General features: G+C 70.8%; 17 protein-coding genes and 1 pseudogene. 14 read left to right on the top strand and 4 right to left on the bottom strand.

Features of this window, described 5'->3' with window-relative positions:
* Positions 1-14 precede the first annotated feature (14 nt).
* The 10 genes from LE548_RS14315 to LE548_RS14270 all read left to right on the top strand — a co-directional run bounded on the left by LE548_RS14315 (position 15) and on the right by LE548_RS14270 (position 8,494).
* Complete coding sequence (locus LE548_RS14315) at positions 15-953, top strand: Rossmann-like and DUF2520 domain-containing protein (RefSeq protein ID WP_225097202.1); 939 nt, start codon at positions 15-17, stop codon at positions 951-953.
* Positions 950-1,951, top strand: coding sequence for a pantoate--beta-alanine ligase (gene panC, locus LE548_RS14310; protein WP_225097201.1), 1,002 nt, complete (start codon positions 950-952; stop codon positions 1,949-1,951). The genes LE548_RS14315 and panC overlap by 4 nt, the downstream gene beginning before the upstream one ends.
* Positions 1,948-3,669: an L-aspartate oxidase gene (locus tag LE548_RS14305; RefSeq protein ID WP_225097200.1), complete on the top strand. Its 1,722-nt coding sequence runs from the start codon at positions 1,948-1,950 to the stop codon at positions 3,667-3,669. The genes panC and LE548_RS14305 overlap by 4 nt, the downstream gene beginning before the upstream one ends.
* Before the next feature lie 29 nt (positions 3,670-3,698).
* Entirely contained in the window at positions 3,699-4,679 is a 981-nt protein-coding gene (gene nadC, locus LE548_RS14300; RefSeq protein WP_225097199.1) for a carboxylating nicotinate-nucleotide diphosphorylase, read from the top strand.
* A gap of 5 nt (positions 4,680-4,684) precedes the next feature.
* Positions 4,685-5,482, top strand: coding sequence for a type III pantothenate kinase (locus LE548_RS14295; RefSeq protein ID WP_225097198.1), 798 nt, complete (start codon positions 4,685-4,687; stop codon positions 5,480-5,482).
* Between the two features lie 151 nt (positions 5,483-5,633).
* A complete protein-coding gene (locus tag LE548_RS14290) occupies positions 5,634-6,281 on the top strand; it encodes a hypothetical protein (protein WP_225097464.1) in 648 nt (215 codons plus the stop codon).
* 360 nt (positions 6,282-6,641) lie between these two features.
* Positions 6,642-6,821, top strand: coding sequence for a hypothetical protein (locus tag LE548_RS14285; RefSeq protein WP_225097197.1), 180 nt, complete (start codon positions 6,642-6,644; stop codon positions 6,819-6,821).
* Between the two features lie 175 nt (positions 6,822-6,996).
* Complete coding sequence (locus LE548_RS14280) at positions 6,997-7,401, top strand: BlaI/MecI/CopY family transcriptional regulator (protein ID WP_374116090.1); 405 nt, start codon at positions 6,997-6,999, stop codon at positions 7,399-7,401.
* A 9-nt stretch (positions 7,402-7,410) separates the two neighbouring features.
* On the top strand, positions 7,411-7,944 hold the full coding sequence (locus tag LE548_RS14275; RefSeq protein WP_225097195.1) for an amino-acid N-acetyltransferase: 534 nt from the start codon (positions 7,411-7,413) through the stop codon (positions 7,942-7,944).
* Between the two features lie 214 nt (positions 7,945-8,158).
* Positions 8,159-8,494, top strand: a complete 336-nt coding sequence (locus LE548_RS14270) for an Lsr2 family protein (RefSeq protein WP_225097194.1) — start codon at positions 8,159-8,161, stop codon at positions 8,492-8,494.
* On the opposite strand, the gene LE548_RS14265 is transcribed toward LE548_RS14270, so the two are convergent.
* Positions 8,473-9,135 carry an SCO3374 family protein gene (locus LE548_RS14265; RefSeq protein ID WP_225097463.1) on the bottom strand — a complete coding sequence of 221 codons (663 nt, stop codon included), beginning with the start codon at positions 9,133-9,135 and terminating at the stop codon, positions 8,473-8,475. The two genes, LE548_RS14270 and LE548_RS14265, sit on opposite strands and share 22 nt — an antisense overlap.
* Before the next feature lie 612 nt (positions 9,136-9,747).
* Between LE548_RS14265 and LE548_RS14260 the strand changes: the two genes are divergently transcribed.
* Complete coding sequence (locus tag LE548_RS14260; RefSeq protein ID WP_225097193.1) at positions 9,748-12,273, top strand: ATP-dependent Clp protease ATP-binding subunit; 2,526 nt, start codon at positions 9,748-9,750, stop codon at positions 12,271-12,273.
* Positions 12,274-12,337: 64 nt separating this feature from the next.
* On the opposite strand, the gene LE548_RS14255 is transcribed toward LE548_RS14260, so the two are convergent.
* Positions 12,338-12,976 carry an HAD family acid phosphatase gene (locus LE548_RS14255; protein WP_225097192.1) on the bottom strand — a complete coding sequence of 213 codons (639 nt, stop codon included), beginning with the start codon at positions 12,974-12,976 and terminating at the stop codon, positions 12,338-12,340.
* Positions 12,977-13,126: 150 nt separating this feature from the next.
* Here LE548_RS14255 and LE548_RS46475 point away from each other — a divergent pair.
* Positions 13,127-13,308 (top strand): annotated as a pseudogene (locus tag LE548_RS46475) (hypothetical protein); the annotation flags it as partial.
* On the opposite strand, the gene LE548_RS14250 reads toward LE548_RS46475, so the two are convergent.
* On the bottom strand, positions 13,271-13,870 hold the full coding sequence (locus tag LE548_RS14250) for a TetR/AcrR family transcriptional regulator (RefSeq protein WP_225097191.1): 600 nt from the start codon (positions 13,868-13,870) through the stop codon (positions 13,271-13,273). The pseudogene LE548_RS46475 and the gene LE548_RS14250 overlap by 38 nt on opposite strands.
* 125 nt (positions 13,871-13,995) lie before the next feature.
* On the opposite strand from LE548_RS14250, the gene LE548_RS14245 reads away from it, so the two are divergent.
* Positions 13,996-15,567, top strand: a complete 1,572-nt coding sequence (locus LE548_RS14245; protein WP_225097190.1) for an MDR family MFS transporter — start codon at positions 13,996-13,998, stop codon at positions 15,565-15,567.
* A gap of 106 nt (positions 15,568-15,673) precedes the next feature.
* Here LE548_RS14245 and LE548_RS14240 read toward each other — a convergent pair whose 3' ends face one another.
* The gene (locus tag LE548_RS14240) at positions 15,674-16,429 is read right to left on the bottom strand and encodes an SDR family oxidoreductase (RefSeq protein WP_225097189.1); all 756 of its coding nucleotides are present in this window, start codon (positions 16,427-16,429) and stop codon (positions 15,674-15,676) included.
* Positions 16,430-16,544: 115 nt separating this feature from the next.
* Here LE548_RS14240 and LE548_RS46010 point away from each other — a divergent pair, with 115 nt between their 5' ends.
* On the top strand, positions 16,545-17,126 hold the full coding sequence (locus LE548_RS46010) for a TetR/AcrR family transcriptional regulator (protein ID WP_225097188.1): 582 nt from the start codon (positions 16,545-16,547) through the stop codon (positions 17,124-17,126).
* The last annotated feature ends 5 nt before the right edge of the window (positions 17,127-17,131 follow it).

Raw genomic sequence — 17,131 nt, 5'->3', positions numbered from 1 at the left:
AAGGCCGCCGTCGCGTGAGTACAGTCCACCAGCCAGATCTCAAGGACCGCCCCGCGCGGCTCACCGTCGGCGTCGTCGGCGCCGGCCGCGTGGGCCCCGCGCTGGCCGCGTCCCTCCAGCTCGCCGGGCACCGTCCGGTGGCCGTCTCCGGTGTCTCCGACGCCTCCCGCAGGCGTGCCGAGACCATGCTCCCGGACGTGCCGCTGGTACCGCCCGCCGAGGTGCTCCAGCGCGCCGACCTGGTGCTGCTCACCGTCCCCGACGACGCCCTGCCCGGCCTGGTCGCCGGCCTCGCCGAGACCGGTGCCGTACGGCCCGGCCAGCTGCTCGTGCACACCTCCGGCCGGTACGGCGCCCAGGTCCTCGCCCCCGCCACGCGCGCGGGCGCGCTGCCGCTGGCGCTGCACCCGGCGATGACGTTCACCGGCACCCCGGTGGACGTCCAGCGCCTGGCCGGCTGTTCCTTCGGCGTCACCGCGCCCGAGGAGCTGCGGCTGGCCGCCGAGGCCCTGGTCATCGAGATGGGCGGCGAACCGGAGTGGATCAGCGAAGAGAACCGCCCGCTCTACCACGCGGCCCTCGCGCTCGGCGCCAACCACCTGGTGACCCTCGTCGCCCAGTCCATGGAGCTGCTGCGCACGGCCGGCGTCGAGGCGCCCGACCGGATGCTCGGCCCGCTGCTCGGCGCCGCCCTGGACAACGCGCTGCGCTCCGGCGACCTGGCGCTCACCGGGCCCGTCGCGCGCGGGGACGCCGGCACGGTCGCCGCGCACGTCACGGAGCTGCGCAAGCACGCCCCGCAGACCGTCGCGGGCTATCTCGCGATGGCCCGTGCCACCGCCGACCGAGCCCTCGCCCACGGCCTGCTGAAGCCGGAACTCGCCGAGGACCTGCTCGGCGTGCTGGCCGACGGATCCAACGGCACCAACGGCACCAAGGGGGACGCCCGATGACCACCGTCCTGCTGAGCACCGCCGACGAGCTGCACGCGCGCGTGCGCCGCGGCCGCCGCGCCGTCGTAATGACCATGGGCGCCCTGCACGAGGGTCACGCCACCCTGATCCGCACCGCGCGCGACCTGGCCGGACCGGACGGCGAGGTCGTCGTCACCGTCTTCGTCAACCCGCTGCAGTTCGGCGCGGGCGAGGACCTCGACCGCTATCCGCGCACCCTTGACGCCGACCTGAAGCTCGCGGAGCAGTCCGGCGCGGACGCCGTCTTCGCACCCTCCGTGGACGAGGTCTACCCGGGCGGCGAACCCCAGGTGCGCATCACCGCCGGCCCCATGGGCGAACGCCTGGAGGGCGCCTCGCGGCCCGGCCACTTCGACGGCATGCTCACCGTCGTCGCCAAGCTGCTGCACCTCACCCGCCCCGACGCGGCCCTGTTCGGGCAGAAGGACGCCCAGCAGCTGGCCCTGATCCGGCGCATGGTGCGGGACCTGAACTTCGGCGTCGAGATCGTCGCCGTACCGACCGTGCGCGAGGCGGACGGGCTCGCCCTGTCCAGCCGCAACCGTTACCTCTCGCCCGCGGAGCGCGGCACGGCGCTCGCGCTGTCCCGGGCGCTGTTCGCGGGCCGTGACCGGCACGCTGCACAGGAGGCGCTGCGCGCGCGTGCCCGTGAAGTGCCCTCCACGCACGCGCGTGCGGAGGCGCTGAGCGCCATAGGGGAGTCCCGCGCGGCGGCCGACGCGCACGCGGTCGCCACCGCGGTGCCCGGCTCTCCGGCCGCGGTCCGCGCGGCGGCCCGCCAGGTGCTGGACGAGGCCGCCCGCTTCGTCCCGCCGCTCCGGCTGGACTACCTCGCCCTGGTCGACCCCGCCGACTTCACCGAGATCGGCGACGACTTCACCGGCGAGGCCGTCCTCGCCGTCGCCGCCCGGGTCGGCACGACCCGGCTGATCGACAACCTTCCGCTCACCTTCGGAACCCTCGGAGCCGCCTCGTGACCAGCACAGGCACCAGCACAGGCACCAGCACAGGCATACGACTGCACGCACCCGCCCCCGGGTGGAGCATCGCGGCGGACGTGGTCGTCGTCGGCTCCGGCGTGGCCGGTCTGACCGCGGCCCTGCGCTGCGAGGCCGCCGGGCTCACCACGGTCGTCGTCACCAAGGCCCGCCTGGACGACGGCTCCACGCGCTGGGCGCAGGGCGGCATCGCGGCCGCCCTCGGCGAGGGCGACACCCCCGAACAGCACCTCGACGACACCCTGGTGGCCGGCGCGGGCCTGTGCGACGAGGAGGCCGTCCGGATCCTCGTCACCGAGGGCCCCGACGCGGTACGGCGGCTGATCTCCACCGGCGCGCACTTCGACACCGACGGTGAGGGCGACATCCACCTCACCCGCGAGGGCGGCCACCACCGGCGCCGGATCGCGCACGCGGGCGGCGACGCCACCGGCGCGGAGGTCTCCCGGGCGCTCGTCGAGGCCGTACACGCGCGTGGGCTGCGCACGATCGAGAACGCGCTGGTGCTGGACCTGCTGACCGACGCCGAGGGCCGTACGGCCGGTGTCACGCTGCATGTGATGGGCGAGGGCCAGCACGACGGCGTGGGCGCCGTGCACGCCCCCGCGGTGGTCCTCGCGACCGGCGGCATGGGCCAGGTGTTCTCCGCGACCACCAACCCGTCCGTGTCGACCGGCGACGGTGTGGCGCTGGCGCTGCGCGCGGGCGCCGAGGTCAGCGATCTGGAGTTCGTGCAGTTCCACCCGACCGTGCTGTTCCTCGGCCCGGAGGCGGAGGGGCAGCAGCCGCTCGTCTCCGAGGCGGTGCGCGGCGAGGGCGCCCACCTGGTCGACGCCGACGGCGTGCGCTTCATGGTGGGCCAGCACGAGCTGGCCGAGCTGGCGCCCCGGGACATCGTCGCCAAGGGCATCCTGCGGCGGATGCTGGAGCAGGGCGCCGAGCACATGTACCTCGACGCCCGGCACTTCGGCGCCGACATGTGGGAGCACCGTTTCCCGACCATCCTGGCCGCCTGCCGCGCCAACGGCATCGACCCGCTCACCGAGCCCATCCCGATCGCCCCGGCCGCCCACTACGCCTCCGGGGGCGTGCGCACGGACGCGCTGGGGCGTACGACGGTGCCGGGCCTGTACGCGTGCGGCGAGGTCGCCTGCACCGGCGTGCACGGCGCGAACCGGCTCGCCTCCAACTCCCTGCTCGAAGGTCTCGTCTACGCCGAGCGCATCGCCGCCGACATCGCCGCGGCCCGCGCGGAGAACGGCCTGCACGCGCGCGTGCCCGCACCGGTCCCGTACCCGGAGACTCCCGCCCACCCGCTGCTCGCCCCCGAGTCCCGCTTCGCCATCCAGCGGATCATGACCGAGGGCGCCGGCGTGCTGCGCTCCGAGGAGTCCCTCGCCCGGGCCGCCGAACAGCTCCAGAAACTGCACACGGACGCCCGCGACGCCCTGGAGGAGCACGGCAAGACCGCCGAGCCCGGCGTCGACACCTGGGAGGCCACCAACCTCCTGTGCGTCGCCCGCGTCCTGGTCGCCGCCGCCCGGCTGCGCGAGGAGACACGCGGCTGCCACTGGCGCGAGGACCGCGCCGAGCGCGACGACACCGACTGGCGGCGGCACATCGTCGTACGGCTGAACCCCGACCGGTCGCTGGCCGTGCACACGACCGACACCGCAGACTTCCCCCCTACCCGGTAACACCCAGCGCCTCAGGAGCAGTGACAGACGTGAGCACCGACGACCTTCCCCTCGCCTCCGCCGGCGGCTGCGGCGACGACTGTGCCTGCGGCGGCGCCGAGGGCGACGAGGAGTACCTGGAGTGCGGGCTCGACCCCGCGTTCGCCGAGCTGCTGGCCGCCGCCGGGCTCGACCCGATCGAGGTCGAGGACATCGCCAACGTGGCCATCCAGGAGGACCTGGACGGCGGCGCGGACGTGACGACCGTCGCGACCATTCCCGAGGAGGCGGTGGCCACCGGCGACTTCACCGCGCGCGAGGCGGGCGTCGTGGCGGGCCTGAGGGTCGCCGAGGCCGTCCTGTCCGTGGTCTGCACGGACGAGTTCGAGGTCGAGCGGCACGTCGAGGACGGCGACCGGGTCGAGGCCGGGCAGAAGCTGCTGTCGGTCACCACGCGCACGCGTGACCTGCTCACCGCCGAGCGCAGCGCGCTGAACCTCATGTGCCGCCTGTCCGGCATCGCGACCGCCACGCGCGCGTGGGCGGACGCGCTGGAGGGCACCAAGACGCGCGTGCGCGACACCCGCAAGACCACGCCGGGCCTGCGCTCGCTGGAGAAGTTCGCGGTCCGCTGCGGCGGAGGCGTCAACCACCGCATGTCGCTGTCCGACGCGGCCCTGGTCAAGGACAACCACGTGGTCGCCGCCGGCGGCGTCGCGCAGGCCTTCAAGGCCGTACGGGAGACCTTCCCGGAGGTACCGATCGAGGTCGAGGTCGACACCCTGCACCAGCTGCGCGAGGTCGTCGAGGCGGGCGCCGACCTGATCCTGCTGGACAACTTCACGCCCGGCGAGTGCGCGGAGGCCGTCGCCATCGTCGGCGGCCGGGCGCTGCTGGAGGCCTCCGGCCGGCTGACGCTCGGCAACGCGCGCGTGTACGCCGACACCGGCGTGGACTTCCTGGCGGTCGGCGCGCTCACCCACTCCTCGCCGATCCTGGACATCGGCCTGGACCTGCGCGAGGCGGAGTAACGGCGATGCTGCTCACGATCGACGTCGGCAACACGCACACCGTCCTCGGCCTGTTCGACGGCGAGGACATCGTCGAGCACTGGCGCATCTCCACGGACGCGCGCCGCACGGCGGACGAGCTGGCGGTGCTGCTCCAGGGCCTGATGGGCATGCACCCGCTGCTCGGCGACGAGCTGGGCGACGGCATCGACGGCATCGCGATCTGCGCGACCGTCCCGTCGGTGCTGCACGAGCTGCGCGAGGTCACCCGCAGGTACTACGGCGATGTGCCCGCAGTGCTGGTCGAGCCGGGCGTGAAGACGGGCGTGCCGATCCTCACCGACAACCCCAAGGAGGTCGGCGCGGACCGGATCATCAACGCGGTCGCGGCCGTGGAGCTGTACGGCGGCCCGGCGATCGTCGTCGACTTCGGTACGGCGACCACGTTCGACGCGGTCTCCGCGCGCGGGGAGTACGTCGGCGGGGTCATCGCGCCCGGTATCGAGATCTCGGTGGAGGCGCTCGGCGTCAAGGGCGCGCAGCTGCGGAAGATCGAGGTGGCCCGGCCGCGCCACGTGATCGGCAAGAACACCGTCGAGGCCATGCAGGCGGGCATCGTGTTCGGCTTCGCGGGGCAGGTCGACGGTGTGGTCGAGCGGATGGCGCGGGAGCTGGCCGACGACCCGGACGATGTGCGGGTGATCGCCACGGGTGGGCTCGCGCCGATGGTGCTGGGGGAGTCCTCGGCGATCGACGAGCATCAGCCGTGGCTGACCTTGATCGGGCTGCGTCTGGTGTACGAGCGGAACGTGTCGCGTCTGTGAGGTGACCGCGCACGCGCGTGCGTGCTGTGCGTGGCCCCGGTCGGGGGAAACCCAGGAGCGACACGCGACGACACAGCAGTCCGATCCGTCACTTTTGTCCGATTAGCGGTAGCGTCGCCGCATGCCCACGCCATACGGATCCCGCGGCGGCATGGCGTTCGGCGTGGAGGAGCTGCGTGTGCTCCGCCGCGCCCTCGCCCTCGCCCTTCACCCAGGTCCCGCCTCCGCCGGGGACGTCCAGGACTGCTTCCGGCTCGCCGAGTCGCTCGACGAGGCGATGTGCGAGGGGGCGAGACTGCGCGCGTTCCTGGTGGCGGACCTCGGGCGGTACCGGGCCGCGCTGCCGGGTACCGCCGCCGGATATCTCACCCTCCTGGAGGAGGCGCTGGGTGCCGGGCACCGGCCGACCGCGGACGACCTCGCCGCGCTGCGGGCGCTGCGCGGCAGTCCCGCGGCGGCCGCGCTGCTGGACCGCTGCCAGGCGCTGGCCGAGCAGGACGTACGGGCCCGGTTCGCACAAGGCGCCCGGACCGTGCCCGCGCCCGCCGTACCGCCCTCACGGACGCGCCTGCTGGCCCTTCCCGGCGGTGCGGGCGGGCCTGAGGCGGGAGAGTCCGAGGAGCCGGCGAAACCGCCGCAGAAGCCCGCGCAGAAGCCTGGACCGGCCCCCGCGGAGCCGCCGGCGCCCGAGCCGGCGAGTCCGAAACGGCCCATCCCGACGCCGGGGGAGGTCTTTCCGCGCCGCAAGCCGGCGCCTCCGGCGGAGGGCACCGACTCCCGCCAGCTCGCCGCCGGCTGACCCCGTTCCCCCCGCCCGCCCCCGTGCGGCTTTCGCCGCCGGGTGCGGGTGGCCCTCGTGGGGCGCCGGTCACCGCCGGCGGCCTCCGGCCCGGGAGGTGCTTCCGCGCCGCTGCTCCCGCCGCCAACCCCGCACCCACCGCCGCTGCCCCCACCGCGTCGCTGCCCCTGCCGCCACCCCTGCACCCACCGTCGCTGCCCCCCACCGCGTCGCTGCCCCCACCGCGCCGCTGCTGCCCTTCGCCCTGCGTCGGTGGCCCCCAATCCCGCTCCCGGGCGCATCCGTGCAGGTCGGGCCCTGGCTCGGGCGGTTCGTGCACCCCGCCCCTTTCGCCCGGTACCGGCTGGCTACCCTGGAGTCATGGACTATGTCTCCGCGCTCGTGCCCCCGGTCGTGATGGCCGTGTTCTTCATCGGTGTGGTCAGGGTGATCGTGAAGACCCAGGGCGGGGCCGCCAAGGCCAAGGAGGACGCGGCCGTCGACGCCGCCCTCGCGCGCGCGGAGGGTGCACGGCAGGCCTCCGTCGGCGGCGACGCCTGAGCCGAGCCTTCGGCTTCCCCGGCGTACGACTTCCGCATCCCGGTGCGGCTTCGAGTCGTACGCCCTTTTTGTTCTGATTCACGGGGTTAGTGCACGTCCGGCACGCCATTGTCGCGATCTCCCACTATTGTTCTGAGTTGTGCCTCGCCCATTGGGAGAACTCGAAGACGCGGTCATGACGCGGGTGTGGAAGTGGAACCGCCCGGTGACCGTTCGAGAAGTCCTGGAAGACCTCCAACAGGAACGCTCGATCGCGTACACCACCGTGATGACCGTTTTGGACAATCTCCATCAGAAGGGCTGGGTGCGCCGCGAGGCGGAAGGCCGGGCCTATCGATATGAGGCCGTCTCGACGCGAGCCGCGTACGCCGCCGCCCTGATGAACGACGCATGGTCGCAGAGCGACAACCCGGCCGCCGCTCTCGTCGCCTTCTTCGGGATGATGAGCGAGGAACAGCGCCAGGCCCTCCGGGACGCCGTACGCATCGTCCAGGGCCCGGAAACCCTGGAACCCCCCGAAGCCGCCGAACCGCGGCAAGGAGAGAACCCCGACTCGGCAGAGGGCACGGTCGGGCGATAGCGTCCGCTCATGTCAGCAGAGCACCCCGAAGCCTCCGCAAAAGCCATCACGGTCCGCCGGGCGCGGACCAGCGATGTCCCGGCCGTACGCCACCTCCTCGATGCCTACGTGCGTGACCGCATCCTGCTCGACAAAGCCACCGTCACGCTTTACGAGGACATCCAGGAGTTCTGGGTCGCGGAACGCGACGACAACGCCGAGGTGGTCGGCTGCGGTGCGCTGCACGTCATGTGGGAGGACCTCGCGGAAGTCCGCACTCTCGCGGTGAACCCCGGCCTCAAGGGCGCCGGCGTCGGCCATCAGTTGCTGGAGAAGTTGCTCCAGACCGCGCGCTGGCTCGGTGTTCGCCGGGTTTTCTGCCTGACCTTCGAAGTCGACTTCTTCGGGAAGCACGGCTTCGTCGAGATCGGAGAGACGCCCGTCGACACCGATGTCTACGGGGAGCTGTTGCGTTCCTATGACGAGGGCGTCGCCGAGTTCCTCGGTCTCGAACGAGTGAAACCGAACACCTTGGGCAACAGCCGGATGCTTCTGCATCTGTGATCGTCATTGCCCGGGTGCCCTATGTCCGAAACGCGCATGTTTCCGGGCGGATCCGGTCCACCACCCCTCTACCGCTCCTCTCCCAGGGGTTTGTGTTTTTCCGGCAAAAGCGGTTTGCTTTCCGACGTACTGCAGTACTGCATATAACAGGGGCGGCGAAACGGCGGACGCCGCACACCCCTGCTCCTCAACGTTATCGATGAAAGGAAATCCGGTGGCACAGAAGGTTCAGGTCCTTCTTGTCGACGACCTCGACGGCGGCGAGGCGGACGAGACGGTGACGTTCGCGCTGGACGGCAAGACGTACGAGATCGATCTCACGACCACCAATGCGGACAAGCTGCGTGGTCTTCTGGAGCCGTATGTGAAGGGCGGCCGTCGCACCGGAGGCCGTGCCTCTGGTGGGCGTGGAAAGGCCCGTGCCGCTTCCGGTGGCAACCAGGACACCGCGGCGATCCGCGCCTGGGCCAAGGAGAACGGTTACGAGGTCAACGACCGCGGTCGTGTTCCCGCGTCCATTCGCGAGGCTTACGAGAAGGCCAACGGCTGATTCCGCCGCAGGGCGGCCTGCGGCCCGGCGCACGCGCGCCGCAGCCGGGCGCGGTGACACTCCAGGGCCACCGTGTCCACCAGTCGCACGAGATCGGGGGCGCTCCCCTCGCGCCCCATGGCCGGCAGCGCCGGCAGCGAGGCCTCGACCTCGCGGCCCGGCCCGGGGGGTCGCAGCCACACGGCGGCCCCCCGTACGGAATCGGCCTCCCGCGCCCCCGGTAGGGGCGGCACCGGCGCCTCCAGCGCGTCGCCCGCGCCCAGGGCCCGCAGATCGAGCGAAACGGCACCCCACTCCAGCCAGTCCAGCAGCCCCGGCAGTTCCTCCGCGCTGCCCGCGGCCACCAGCAGCTCCATCCGGTCGCCCCGAAGGGCCACCGGAGAGCCCGGCGCGAGATGCCGGAGCGCCCCCGCGCCCGCCTCGGCCGGCACGTCCAGGACGTCGAACCGCACTCCCGTGAGCAGCCGGAGCGGCCGTCCGGGCACGATGGCCCACCCCAGATCGTTCTCGTACCAATGGCGGGCCCGTGCGTCCGGGCCCGTCGGCGGAGCACAGGGCTCCGCTTCCGGCGGTTCCGACGGTTCCGGCGGATCGAGCGGCCTACGGGGAAGGGGGACGGCATGGACGGCAGGGACACCCAGTGCGACGGAAGCGCGGGCATCCGGTGCGACGGAAGCGCGGGCATCCGGTGCGACGGAAGCACGGGCATCCAGTGCGGCCGGAGCGTGCGTCGTGGGGCCCGCGGGCTCCGTGGGCGGCATGGGCTTCATGGGATTCCCGGGACTCGTGCGAGTCGAGTGCTGCTCGGGGCCTGGCCAGCCATGCCCGGTGCAACCGCGGAAGCGACCCGGAAGTTACGCTGAGTTTCCTTTCGAGTGCGCATCGTGTCGAAAACGGGGGCGCGTGGGAGACCGGAGAGGCGCGAGGTTGTTCGCCCATAGCGGAGGGAACGGGGGTGCGCGGCATGGAGTGTCAGTGCCCGCGGGTAAGACATGCCTAGTGGGAGGGGGCGACACGCAGGACGGGCCGTCTCACGTTCGCCATCGGCGTACTGGCGATGGGGGTAACTGCCTGGCCTGCGGGAACATCGTCTCGCACCATCAGGTTGGAGCAGATGTCGGCGTTCGGGGTCAGGAGGCCAAGGACGGTGTCGGCAGTTGGAATGAGCGGTCCCCGCTTGCGGGACTAAGCTGCGGAAGGACAGGGAGGGGAAGTTCCCCCCACTGCCTGACCGCTCTGAGGAGCGATTAACGATGTTCGAGAGGTTCACCGACCGCGCGCGGCGGGTTGTCGTCCTGGCTCAGGAAGAAGCCCGGATGCTCAACCACAACTACATCGGCACCGAGCACATCCTCCTGGGTCTCATCCACGAGGGCGAAGGTGTCGCCGCTAAGGCCCTGGAGAGCCTCGGCATTTCGCTTGAGGCGGTCCGCCAGCAGGTGGAGGAGATCATCGGTCAGGGCCAGCAGGCCCCGTCCGGGCACATCCCCTTCACCCCCCGTGCCAAGAAGGTCCTGGAGCTGTCGCTCCGCGAGGCTCTTCAGCTGGGCCACAACTACATCGGCACGGAGCACATCCTGCTCGGCCTGATCCGTGAGGGCGAGGGCGTCGCCGCCCAGGTCCTGGTCAAGCTGGGCGCAGACCTCAACCGGGTGCGGCAGCAGGTCATCCAGCTGCTCTCCGGTTACCAGGGCAAGGAGACCGCCGCCGCCGGCGGCCCGGCCGAGGGCACCCCCTCGACCTCTCTCGTCCTGGACCAGTTCGGCCGGAACCTCACCCAGGCCGCTCGTGAGTCCAAGCTCGACCCGGTCATCGGGCGCGAGAAGGAGATCGAGCGGGTCATGCAGGTGCTGTCCCGCCGTACGAAGAACAACCCGGTCCTGATCGGTGAGCCCGGCGTCGGCAAGACCGCCGTCGTCGAGGGCCTCGCCCAGGCCATCGTCAAGGGCGAGGTGCCCGAGACGCTCAAGGACAAGCATCTCTACACGCTGGACCTCGGCGCCCTGGTCGCCGGCTCCCGCTACCGCGGTGACTTCGAGGAGCGCCTGAAGAAGGTGCTCAAGGAGATCCGCACCCGCGGCGACATCATCCTGTTCATCGACGAGCTGCACACGCTGGTCGGTGCGGGTGCCGCCGAGGGCGCCATCGACGCCGCCAGCATCCTCAAGCCGATGCTGGCCCGCGGTGAGCTGCAGACCATCGGTGCGACCACCCTGGACGAGTACCGCAAGCACCTGGAGAAGGACGCGGCCCTGGAGCGCCGTTTCCAGCCCATCCAGGTCGCCGAGCCGTCCCTGCCGCACACGATCGAGATCCTCAAGGGTCTGCGTGACCGCTACGAGGCCCACCACCGCGTCTCCATCACGGACGAGGCCCTGGTCCAGGCCGCCACCCTGGCCGACCGGTACATCTCGGACCGCTTCCTGCCGGACAAGGCGATCGACCTGATCGACGAGGCGGGCTCCCGGATGCGCATCCGCCGGATGACCGCTCCGCCGGACCTGCGCGAGTTCGACGAGAAGATCGCCGCCGTCCGCCGGGACAAGGAGTCCGCGATCGACTCGCAGGACTTCGAGAAGGCCGCTTCCCTGCGTGACAAGGAGAAGCAGCTCCTGGCCGCCAAGGCCAAGCGGGAGAAGGAGTGGAAGGCCGGCGACATGGACGTCGTCGCCGAGGTCGACGGCGAGCTGATCGCCGAGGTCCTCGCCACGGCCACCGGCATCCCGGTCTTCAAGCTGACCGAGGAGGAGTCCAGCCGCCTGCTCCGCATGGAGGAGGAGCTGCACAAGCGGGTCATCGGCCAGAACGACGCCGTCAAGGCGCTGTCGAAGGCGATCCGCCGTACGCGCGCGGGCCTGAAGGACCCGAAGCGTCCGGGTGGTTCGTTCATCTTCGCCGGCCCCTCCGGTGTCGGTAAGACCGAGCTGTCCAAGGCGCTCGCCGAGTTCCTCTTCGGTGACGAGGACGCGCTGATCTCCCTCGACATGTCGGAGTTCAGCGAGAAGCACACGGTGTCGCGTCTCTTCGGTTCGCCCCCCGGTTACGTGGGCTACGAAGAGGGCGGCCAGCTGACCGAGAAGGTCCGCCGCAAGCCGTTCTCCGTCGTCCTCTTCGACGAGGTCGAGAAGGCCCACCCGGACATCTTCAACTCGCTGCTGCAGATCCTGGAGGACGGTCGCCTGACCGACTCCCAGGGCCGGGTCGTGGACTTCAAGAACACGGTCATCATCATGACGACCAACCTCGGCACCCGGGACATCTCCAAGGGCTTCAACCTGGGCTTCGCCGCCACGGGTGACACGAAGTCCAACTACGAGCGCATGAAGAACAAGGTCTCGGACGAGCTCAAGCAGCACTTCCGGCCCGAGTTCCTCAACCGTGTCGACGACGTGGTCGTCTTCCCGCAGCTGACGCAGGAGGACATCCTGCGGATCGTTGACCTGATGATCGGCAAGGTGGACGAGCGCCTGAAGGACCGGGACATGGGCATCGAGCTCTCCCAGTCCGCCAAGGAGCTGCTGTCCAAGAAGGGTTACGACCCGGTGCTGGGCGCGCGTCCGCTGCGTCGCACGATCCAGCGCGAGATCGAGGACTCGCTCTCGGAGAAGATCCTCTTCGGCGAGCTGCGTCCCGGTCACATCGTGGTCGTGGACACCGAGGGCGAGGGCGAGTCCCAGACCTTCACCTTCCGCGGTGAGGAGAAGTCGGCGCTGCCCGACGTCCCGCCGATCGAGCAGGCGGCCGGCGGTGCCGGGCCGAACCTGAGCAAGGAGGCGTAAGCCTCCGGCGGATTGGCCGAGTTGAAAGGGGCCGGTGCCTTTGGGCGCCGGCCCCTTTCGGGTGTCAGGACAACTGGCCGTTGTAGTCGGGCAGTTTGAAGGTCTTGTCGGCGTGGCCGCCGGAGAGGTCGGTGGCGCTGTTGCCGATGTTCGCGATGATGTCGTAGCCCTTGTTCTCGATGTCGACGCGCTGGGCCGTCTTGTAGGCGGCGACGTCCTTGAAGAGGTCGAACAGGCCGCGGGCGTACAGGCCGGAGACGGTGTAGCCGTCGTGTTCGAGGTTGTACTCGGTCGGCAGGTAGATGATGCCGGGGCGGGCCGTGACGAAGAAGAGCGAGACGCCGTGCTCCTGGGCGTACTGGGCGACGTTCAGGACGGGCTTGTTGGCCGGCTGGGGGTAGCTGAAGCCGAAGTCGGTCTCCAGTGCGGTGTTGTCGATGTCGAAGACGATCGCCTGCTTCTCGCCCGGCCGGGCGGCGGCGATGCGCTCCTTCAGGTACGGCAGGGCCTGGTCCATCACCGCCTGGCAGTCCTTCTGCCAGGTCGCGTAGTCCACCTTCGTGGTGGCGGTGGTGGTGACGGTGGTCTCGCTCGCGGTCGCGGTCGCGGCCTGGGCCGGGGCGGCCAGGGCGGTGAGCGCGGTGAGCGCGGTCACGGAGGCGGCGGTGGCGGCGATGCGGCCAGCCCAGGGGCCTGTGGTCATCGGTGGGGGTTCCTCTCGCGCAGACGGTCGTCCTGAATGTCAGGTGCATGATCTGTGGCGAGAGTGGCGCGAGAGGAACCGTAGGGTTACCGGATGGTAGGCGCCTGGAGGGGTGCGTCACATTTCCGTGATCGTCGGCTCAGGGTTCAGGCGCGAGGCCATGCCATCGTGATCAAACACGGCAGCGGCAGCTGCTCGCAGTACGCGCACCTGCCCGTACGACCCCGAACCACGGCTCCGCCGTCGATCCGGTCGCCATCCTGCGCGGCAGGGGCGTCACCTTCTGGGCACCCCCTAGCCCTTCCGGCGGGCGCGCTCGTGTGCCTGTGTGATCAGGTCGAGGGCGACTTCGAGAGCGGCCGCGCGCCTCTTCTCGGGGTCGCCCTCCAGGTCCTGCATCACGAACATCCCGGCGTGCATCGTGAACATCGCGCTGACCGAGCGCACCTGGTCGACCAGATCGGCGTCCGGGTCGATGAGGATGTCCCGCAGACCCCGCATCCGGTCCTTGAAGGTGTCGCCGATGCGCAGTTCCCGTACCGTCGCCTGGTTCTCCTGCATGAAGCGGAACAGCGGCTCCGCGCCGGCGAGGGCCGCGCTGTAGCGCCGTACGATCTCCTGCTTCGTCTCCAGTGTCTGCGGCTGCTGCCGGCCCCACTCGATCAGGTCCTCCAGCGGCTTCGTCAGATCCTCGAAGAGGCTGACGATGATCTCTTCCTTCGTCTTGAAGTGGTAGTACAGGGCTGCCTTCGTGACGTCGAGACGCTCGGCGATCTCGCGCAGTGAGGTCTTCTCGTAGCCCTGCTCCGCGAAGAGTTCGAGCGCCACGTCCTGGATGCGCTGGCGGGTGTTGCCGCGGCGCTGCTGCTTGGTGCCGTCCATGGTGACGCCCATCCTCGTACTCCTCCTGCGCTCACGGAAACTTACTTGACGCCCGGCTAGTTGCAGGTCTACCTTCCCAGTGTAGGCAACTAGCCGGGCGGCAAGTAAGTAGAAGTCGCAGAGGAATGGAAAGAGAGATGGCGGACACAGTCGAGAGCGCCAGCGAGCTGAAACAACCTAAGAACGTACGAACCGTCATATTCGCGCTGATGATCGCGATGATGCTCGCGATGCTGGACAACATGATCGTGGGTACGGCGATGCCCACGATCGTGGGTGAACTGGGCGGCCTGGAGCACCTGTCCTGGGTGGTCACCGGCTACACCCTGGCGACCGCGGCCTCGACCCCGGTCTGGGGCAAGCTCGGTGACATGTACGGCCGCAAGGGCGCCTTCCTCAGCTCGATCGTGCTGTTCCTGGCCGGCTCCGCGCTGAGCGGCATGGCCCAGAACATGGGGCAGCTCATCGGTTTCCGGGCCGTTCAGGGGCTCGGCGCCGGCGGTCTGATGGTCGGTGTCATGGCGATCATCGGCGACCTCGTGCCGCCGCGGGAGCGGGGCAAGTACCAGGGCATGATGGCCGGCGTCATGGCGCTGGCGATGATCGGCGGCCCGCTGGTCGGCGGCACCATCACCGACAACTGGGGCTGGCGCTGGGCCTTCTACATCAACCTGCCGCTCGGTGCCGTCGCCCTCGCGCTGGTCAGCGCCGTGCTGCACCTGCCGAAGAAGCGGGCCAAGGCGGGCATCGACTACCTCGGTGTCGTCCTGCTGACCGTCGGCATCACCTCGATCGTGCTGGTCACCACGTGGGGCGGCAGCGAGTACGCCTGGACCTCCGCGCGGATCATGGAGCTGATCGGCATCGGTGTGGCCGCGCTGGTCGGGTTCGTGTTCTGGCAGACCAAGGCCGCCGAGCCGGTCCTGCCGCTGCACATCTTCCGGAGCCGCAACTTCACGCTGATGTCCTTCATCGGCTTCATCACCGGCTTCGTGATGTTCGGCGCGACCCTCTACCTGCCGCTGTACCAGCAGTCGGTGCAGGGCGCCTCCGCCACCAACTCCGGTCTGCTGCTCCTGCCGATGCTCGGCGCGATGCTGGTGACCTCGATGGTCGCGGGCCGGGTCACCACCAACAGCGGCCGCTACAAGGTCTTCCCGATCGCCGGCGGCGCCCTGATGGTCGTCGGCCTGTACCTGCTGTCCACCATGGACACCGGTACGACCCGGCTGACCTCCGGCATCTACATGGCCGTCCTCGGCCTGGGCATGGGCTGCCTGATGCAGATCACCATGCTGGTCGCGCAGAACAGCGTGGAGATGAAGGACATGGGCGTCGCGTCCTCGTCCACCACCCTGTTCCGTACCCTCGGCTCCTCCTTCGGTGTCGCCCTGATGGGCGCGCTGTTCAACGACCGCGTCAAGCACGTCATGGCCGAGCGGGCCGGCGCGGCCGGCAAGCACATGACCGAGAAGAGCGCGGCGCTGGACGCCAAGAGCCTGAAGAAGCTGCCGCCGCTGATCCGCGAGGCCTACCAGCACGCGGTGTCCGCCGGTACGCACTCGGCGTTCCTGCTGGGCGCGGTGATCGCGGTGCTGGTGCTGGCCGCGGCCCTGTTCGTGAAGGAGGTCCCGCTGCGGGGCGCCGGCGCCGGGCCTTCGCCGGAGAGTGAGGATGCCGCTCCGATGGTGATGGCCGAGGCCGTGTGACCTCACCCTGACTGAAGACCCCCGGTCGGTGTCCGCCCCGGGGGTCTTCCTTTTGTCTGCCCGCCCGGGATCGAGCGGGCCGAGGAGACGCTGCGCCCCGCGGGGTTCAGCGGCCCGTCGCCAGGGTCGCTCCGCCCGTCGCCTCCAGGACCACGCCCGTCAGGAAGCCGTTGGTGGCGAGCAGGTGGACGGCGCGGGCGATGTCCTCGGGGCGTCCGACGCGGCCCACGGGAGTGATCGCGGCGAAGCCGTCGAAGAGGGACCGGCGCTGCTCCGCGGGCACGGCGTCCCACCAGGGCGTGTCGATGACGCCCGGTGAGACCGCGTTGATCCGGAGCGGGGCCAGCTCCACGGCGAGCGGCGGGACGAGGGATTCCAGGGCGCCGTTGATCGCGGCGAGGCCCGCGGTGCCGGGCAGGGCGGCGCGGGCGGAGGCGGCGGTCACCAGCGTGACCGAGCCGTCGCGGCGCAGTGCGGGCAGTGCGGCCTGCAGTGCCTGGACGTGCGGCCAGAACTTGCCGTCGAAACCGGCCGCCAGCTCGGTCAGGTCCAGCTCGGCGAAGGGGCCGCCGCCCTTGCTGCCGCTGAGTGCGAGGACCAGGTGGTCGACGGGGCCGCTGCCGGCGAAGAAGGTGTCCAGCGCGGCACGGTCCGTCGCGTCCAGCCGGCAGGCCGAGACCTTGCCGCCGATGCGGTCCGCCGCGGCGTCGAGGCGGTCCTGGTCGCGGCCGGTGACGATCACCTCCGCGCCGTCCGCCGCGAAGGCCGCGGCCGTCGCCTCCCCGATGCCCGAGCTGCCGCCCATGACGACGACTCGCTGTCCGGCGAGGGCGGGGGCGGGGCTGCTGTTCGGAGTGCTCATGGGTGGCTCTCTCCCGAGGTTCACCGGGTTCCGGCCCTTTGCCGAGAACGTCGGTCTCGTTAAATAATTACCGAGACCGGTAGTCTCGTCAAGCCTTTTCGGGGAGGATGAGCCCGTGCACGACAGCAACGAACCCCGCCCGCACACCGGACGGCGCCGTAACGAGGCCGCGCGGCGGGCGATCCTCGACGCCGCGCTGGAGCTGCTCGCCGACGCCGACGGCGCCCCGGTGAGCGTGGAGACCATCGCGCGCGCGGCCGGGGTCGGGAAGCAGACCCTCTACCGCTGGTGGCCGTCGAAGGGTGCCGTCCTGCTGGACGCGCTGACCGACCGCGCCGCCCAGGAGGTGCCCGCACCGGACACCGGCAGCCTGCGCGAGGACCTGCGCACGCTGGCCGTCGCCACGTTCGAGGCGTCCGGGCGTCCGCCGTCCGGGCCGGCGCTGCGGACCCTGGTCCGGGAGGCTGCCCGGGACGCGCATCTGGCCGAGCTGATGCGGACGTTCACGCAGGCGCGGCGGGATGACGTACGGGCGGTGCTGGAACGGGGGCGTGAGCGGGGGGAACTGGCCGCCGACCGGGATCTCGATCTGCTGGTCGACCAGTTCTACGGGCTCTTCTGGTACCGGTTTCTGCTGGGCCATGCGCCGTTGGACGCGCGGACGGCGGTGCGGTTCGCCGACGACCTGCTTCGCTGAGCGGC

This window comes from Streptomyces sp. CoH27, from assembly GCF_020181035.1.
Classification (GTDB): domain Bacteria; phylum Actinomycetota; class Actinomycetes; order Streptomycetales; family Streptomycetaceae; genus Streptomyces; species Streptomyces camelliae.
The sequence above is the reverse complement of the archived record's forward strand: the minus strand, read 5'-3'. Positions and strand labels throughout refer to the sequence as shown.

Bases quoted from the DNA above. Each gene is read 5' to 3' on its own strand.
- LE548_RS14255 (WP_225097192.1), bottom strand. From the start codon at position 12,976: ATGACCACAGGCCCCTGGGCTGGCCGCATCGCCGCCACCGCCGCCTCC.
- panC (WP_225097201.1), top strand. From the start codon at position 950: ATGACCACCGTCCTGCTGAGCACCGCCGACGAGCTGCACGCGCGCGTG.
- LE548_RS14295 (WP_225097198.1), top strand. From the start codon at position 4,685: ATGCTGCTCACGATCGACGTCGGCAACACGCACACCGTCCTCGGCCTG.
- LE548_RS14245 (WP_225097190.1), top strand. From the start codon at position 13,996: ATGGCGGACACAGTCGAGAGCGCCAGCGAGCTGAAACAACCTAAGAAC.
- LE548_RS14275 (WP_225097195.1), top strand. From the start codon at position 7,411: ATGTCAGCAGAGCACCCCGAAGCCTCCGCAAAAGCCATCACGGTCCGC.
- LE548_RS14240 (WP_225097189.1), bottom strand. From the start codon at position 16,429: ATGAGCACTCCGAACAGCAGCCCCGCCCCCGCCCTCGCCGGACAGCGA.
- LE548_RS14280 (WP_374116090.1), top strand. From the start codon at position 6,997: ATGACGCGGGTGTGGAAGTGGAACCGCCCGGTGACCGTTCGAGAAGTC.
- LE548_RS14285 (WP_225097197.1), top strand. From the start codon at position 6,642: ATGGACTATGTCTCCGCGCTCGTGCCCCCGGTCGTGATGGCCGTGTTC.
- LE548_RS14260 (WP_225097193.1), top strand. From the start codon at position 9,748: ATGTTCGAGAGGTTCACCGACCGCGCGCGGCGGGTTGTCGTCCTGGCT.
- LE548_RS14250 (WP_225097191.1), bottom strand. From the start codon at position 13,870: ATGGGCGTCACCATGGACGGCACCAAGCAGCAGCGCCGCGGCAACACC.
- LE548_RS14290 (WP_225097464.1), top strand. From the start codon at position 5,634: ATGGCGTTCGGCGTGGAGGAGCTGCGTGTGCTCCGCCGCGCCCTCGCC.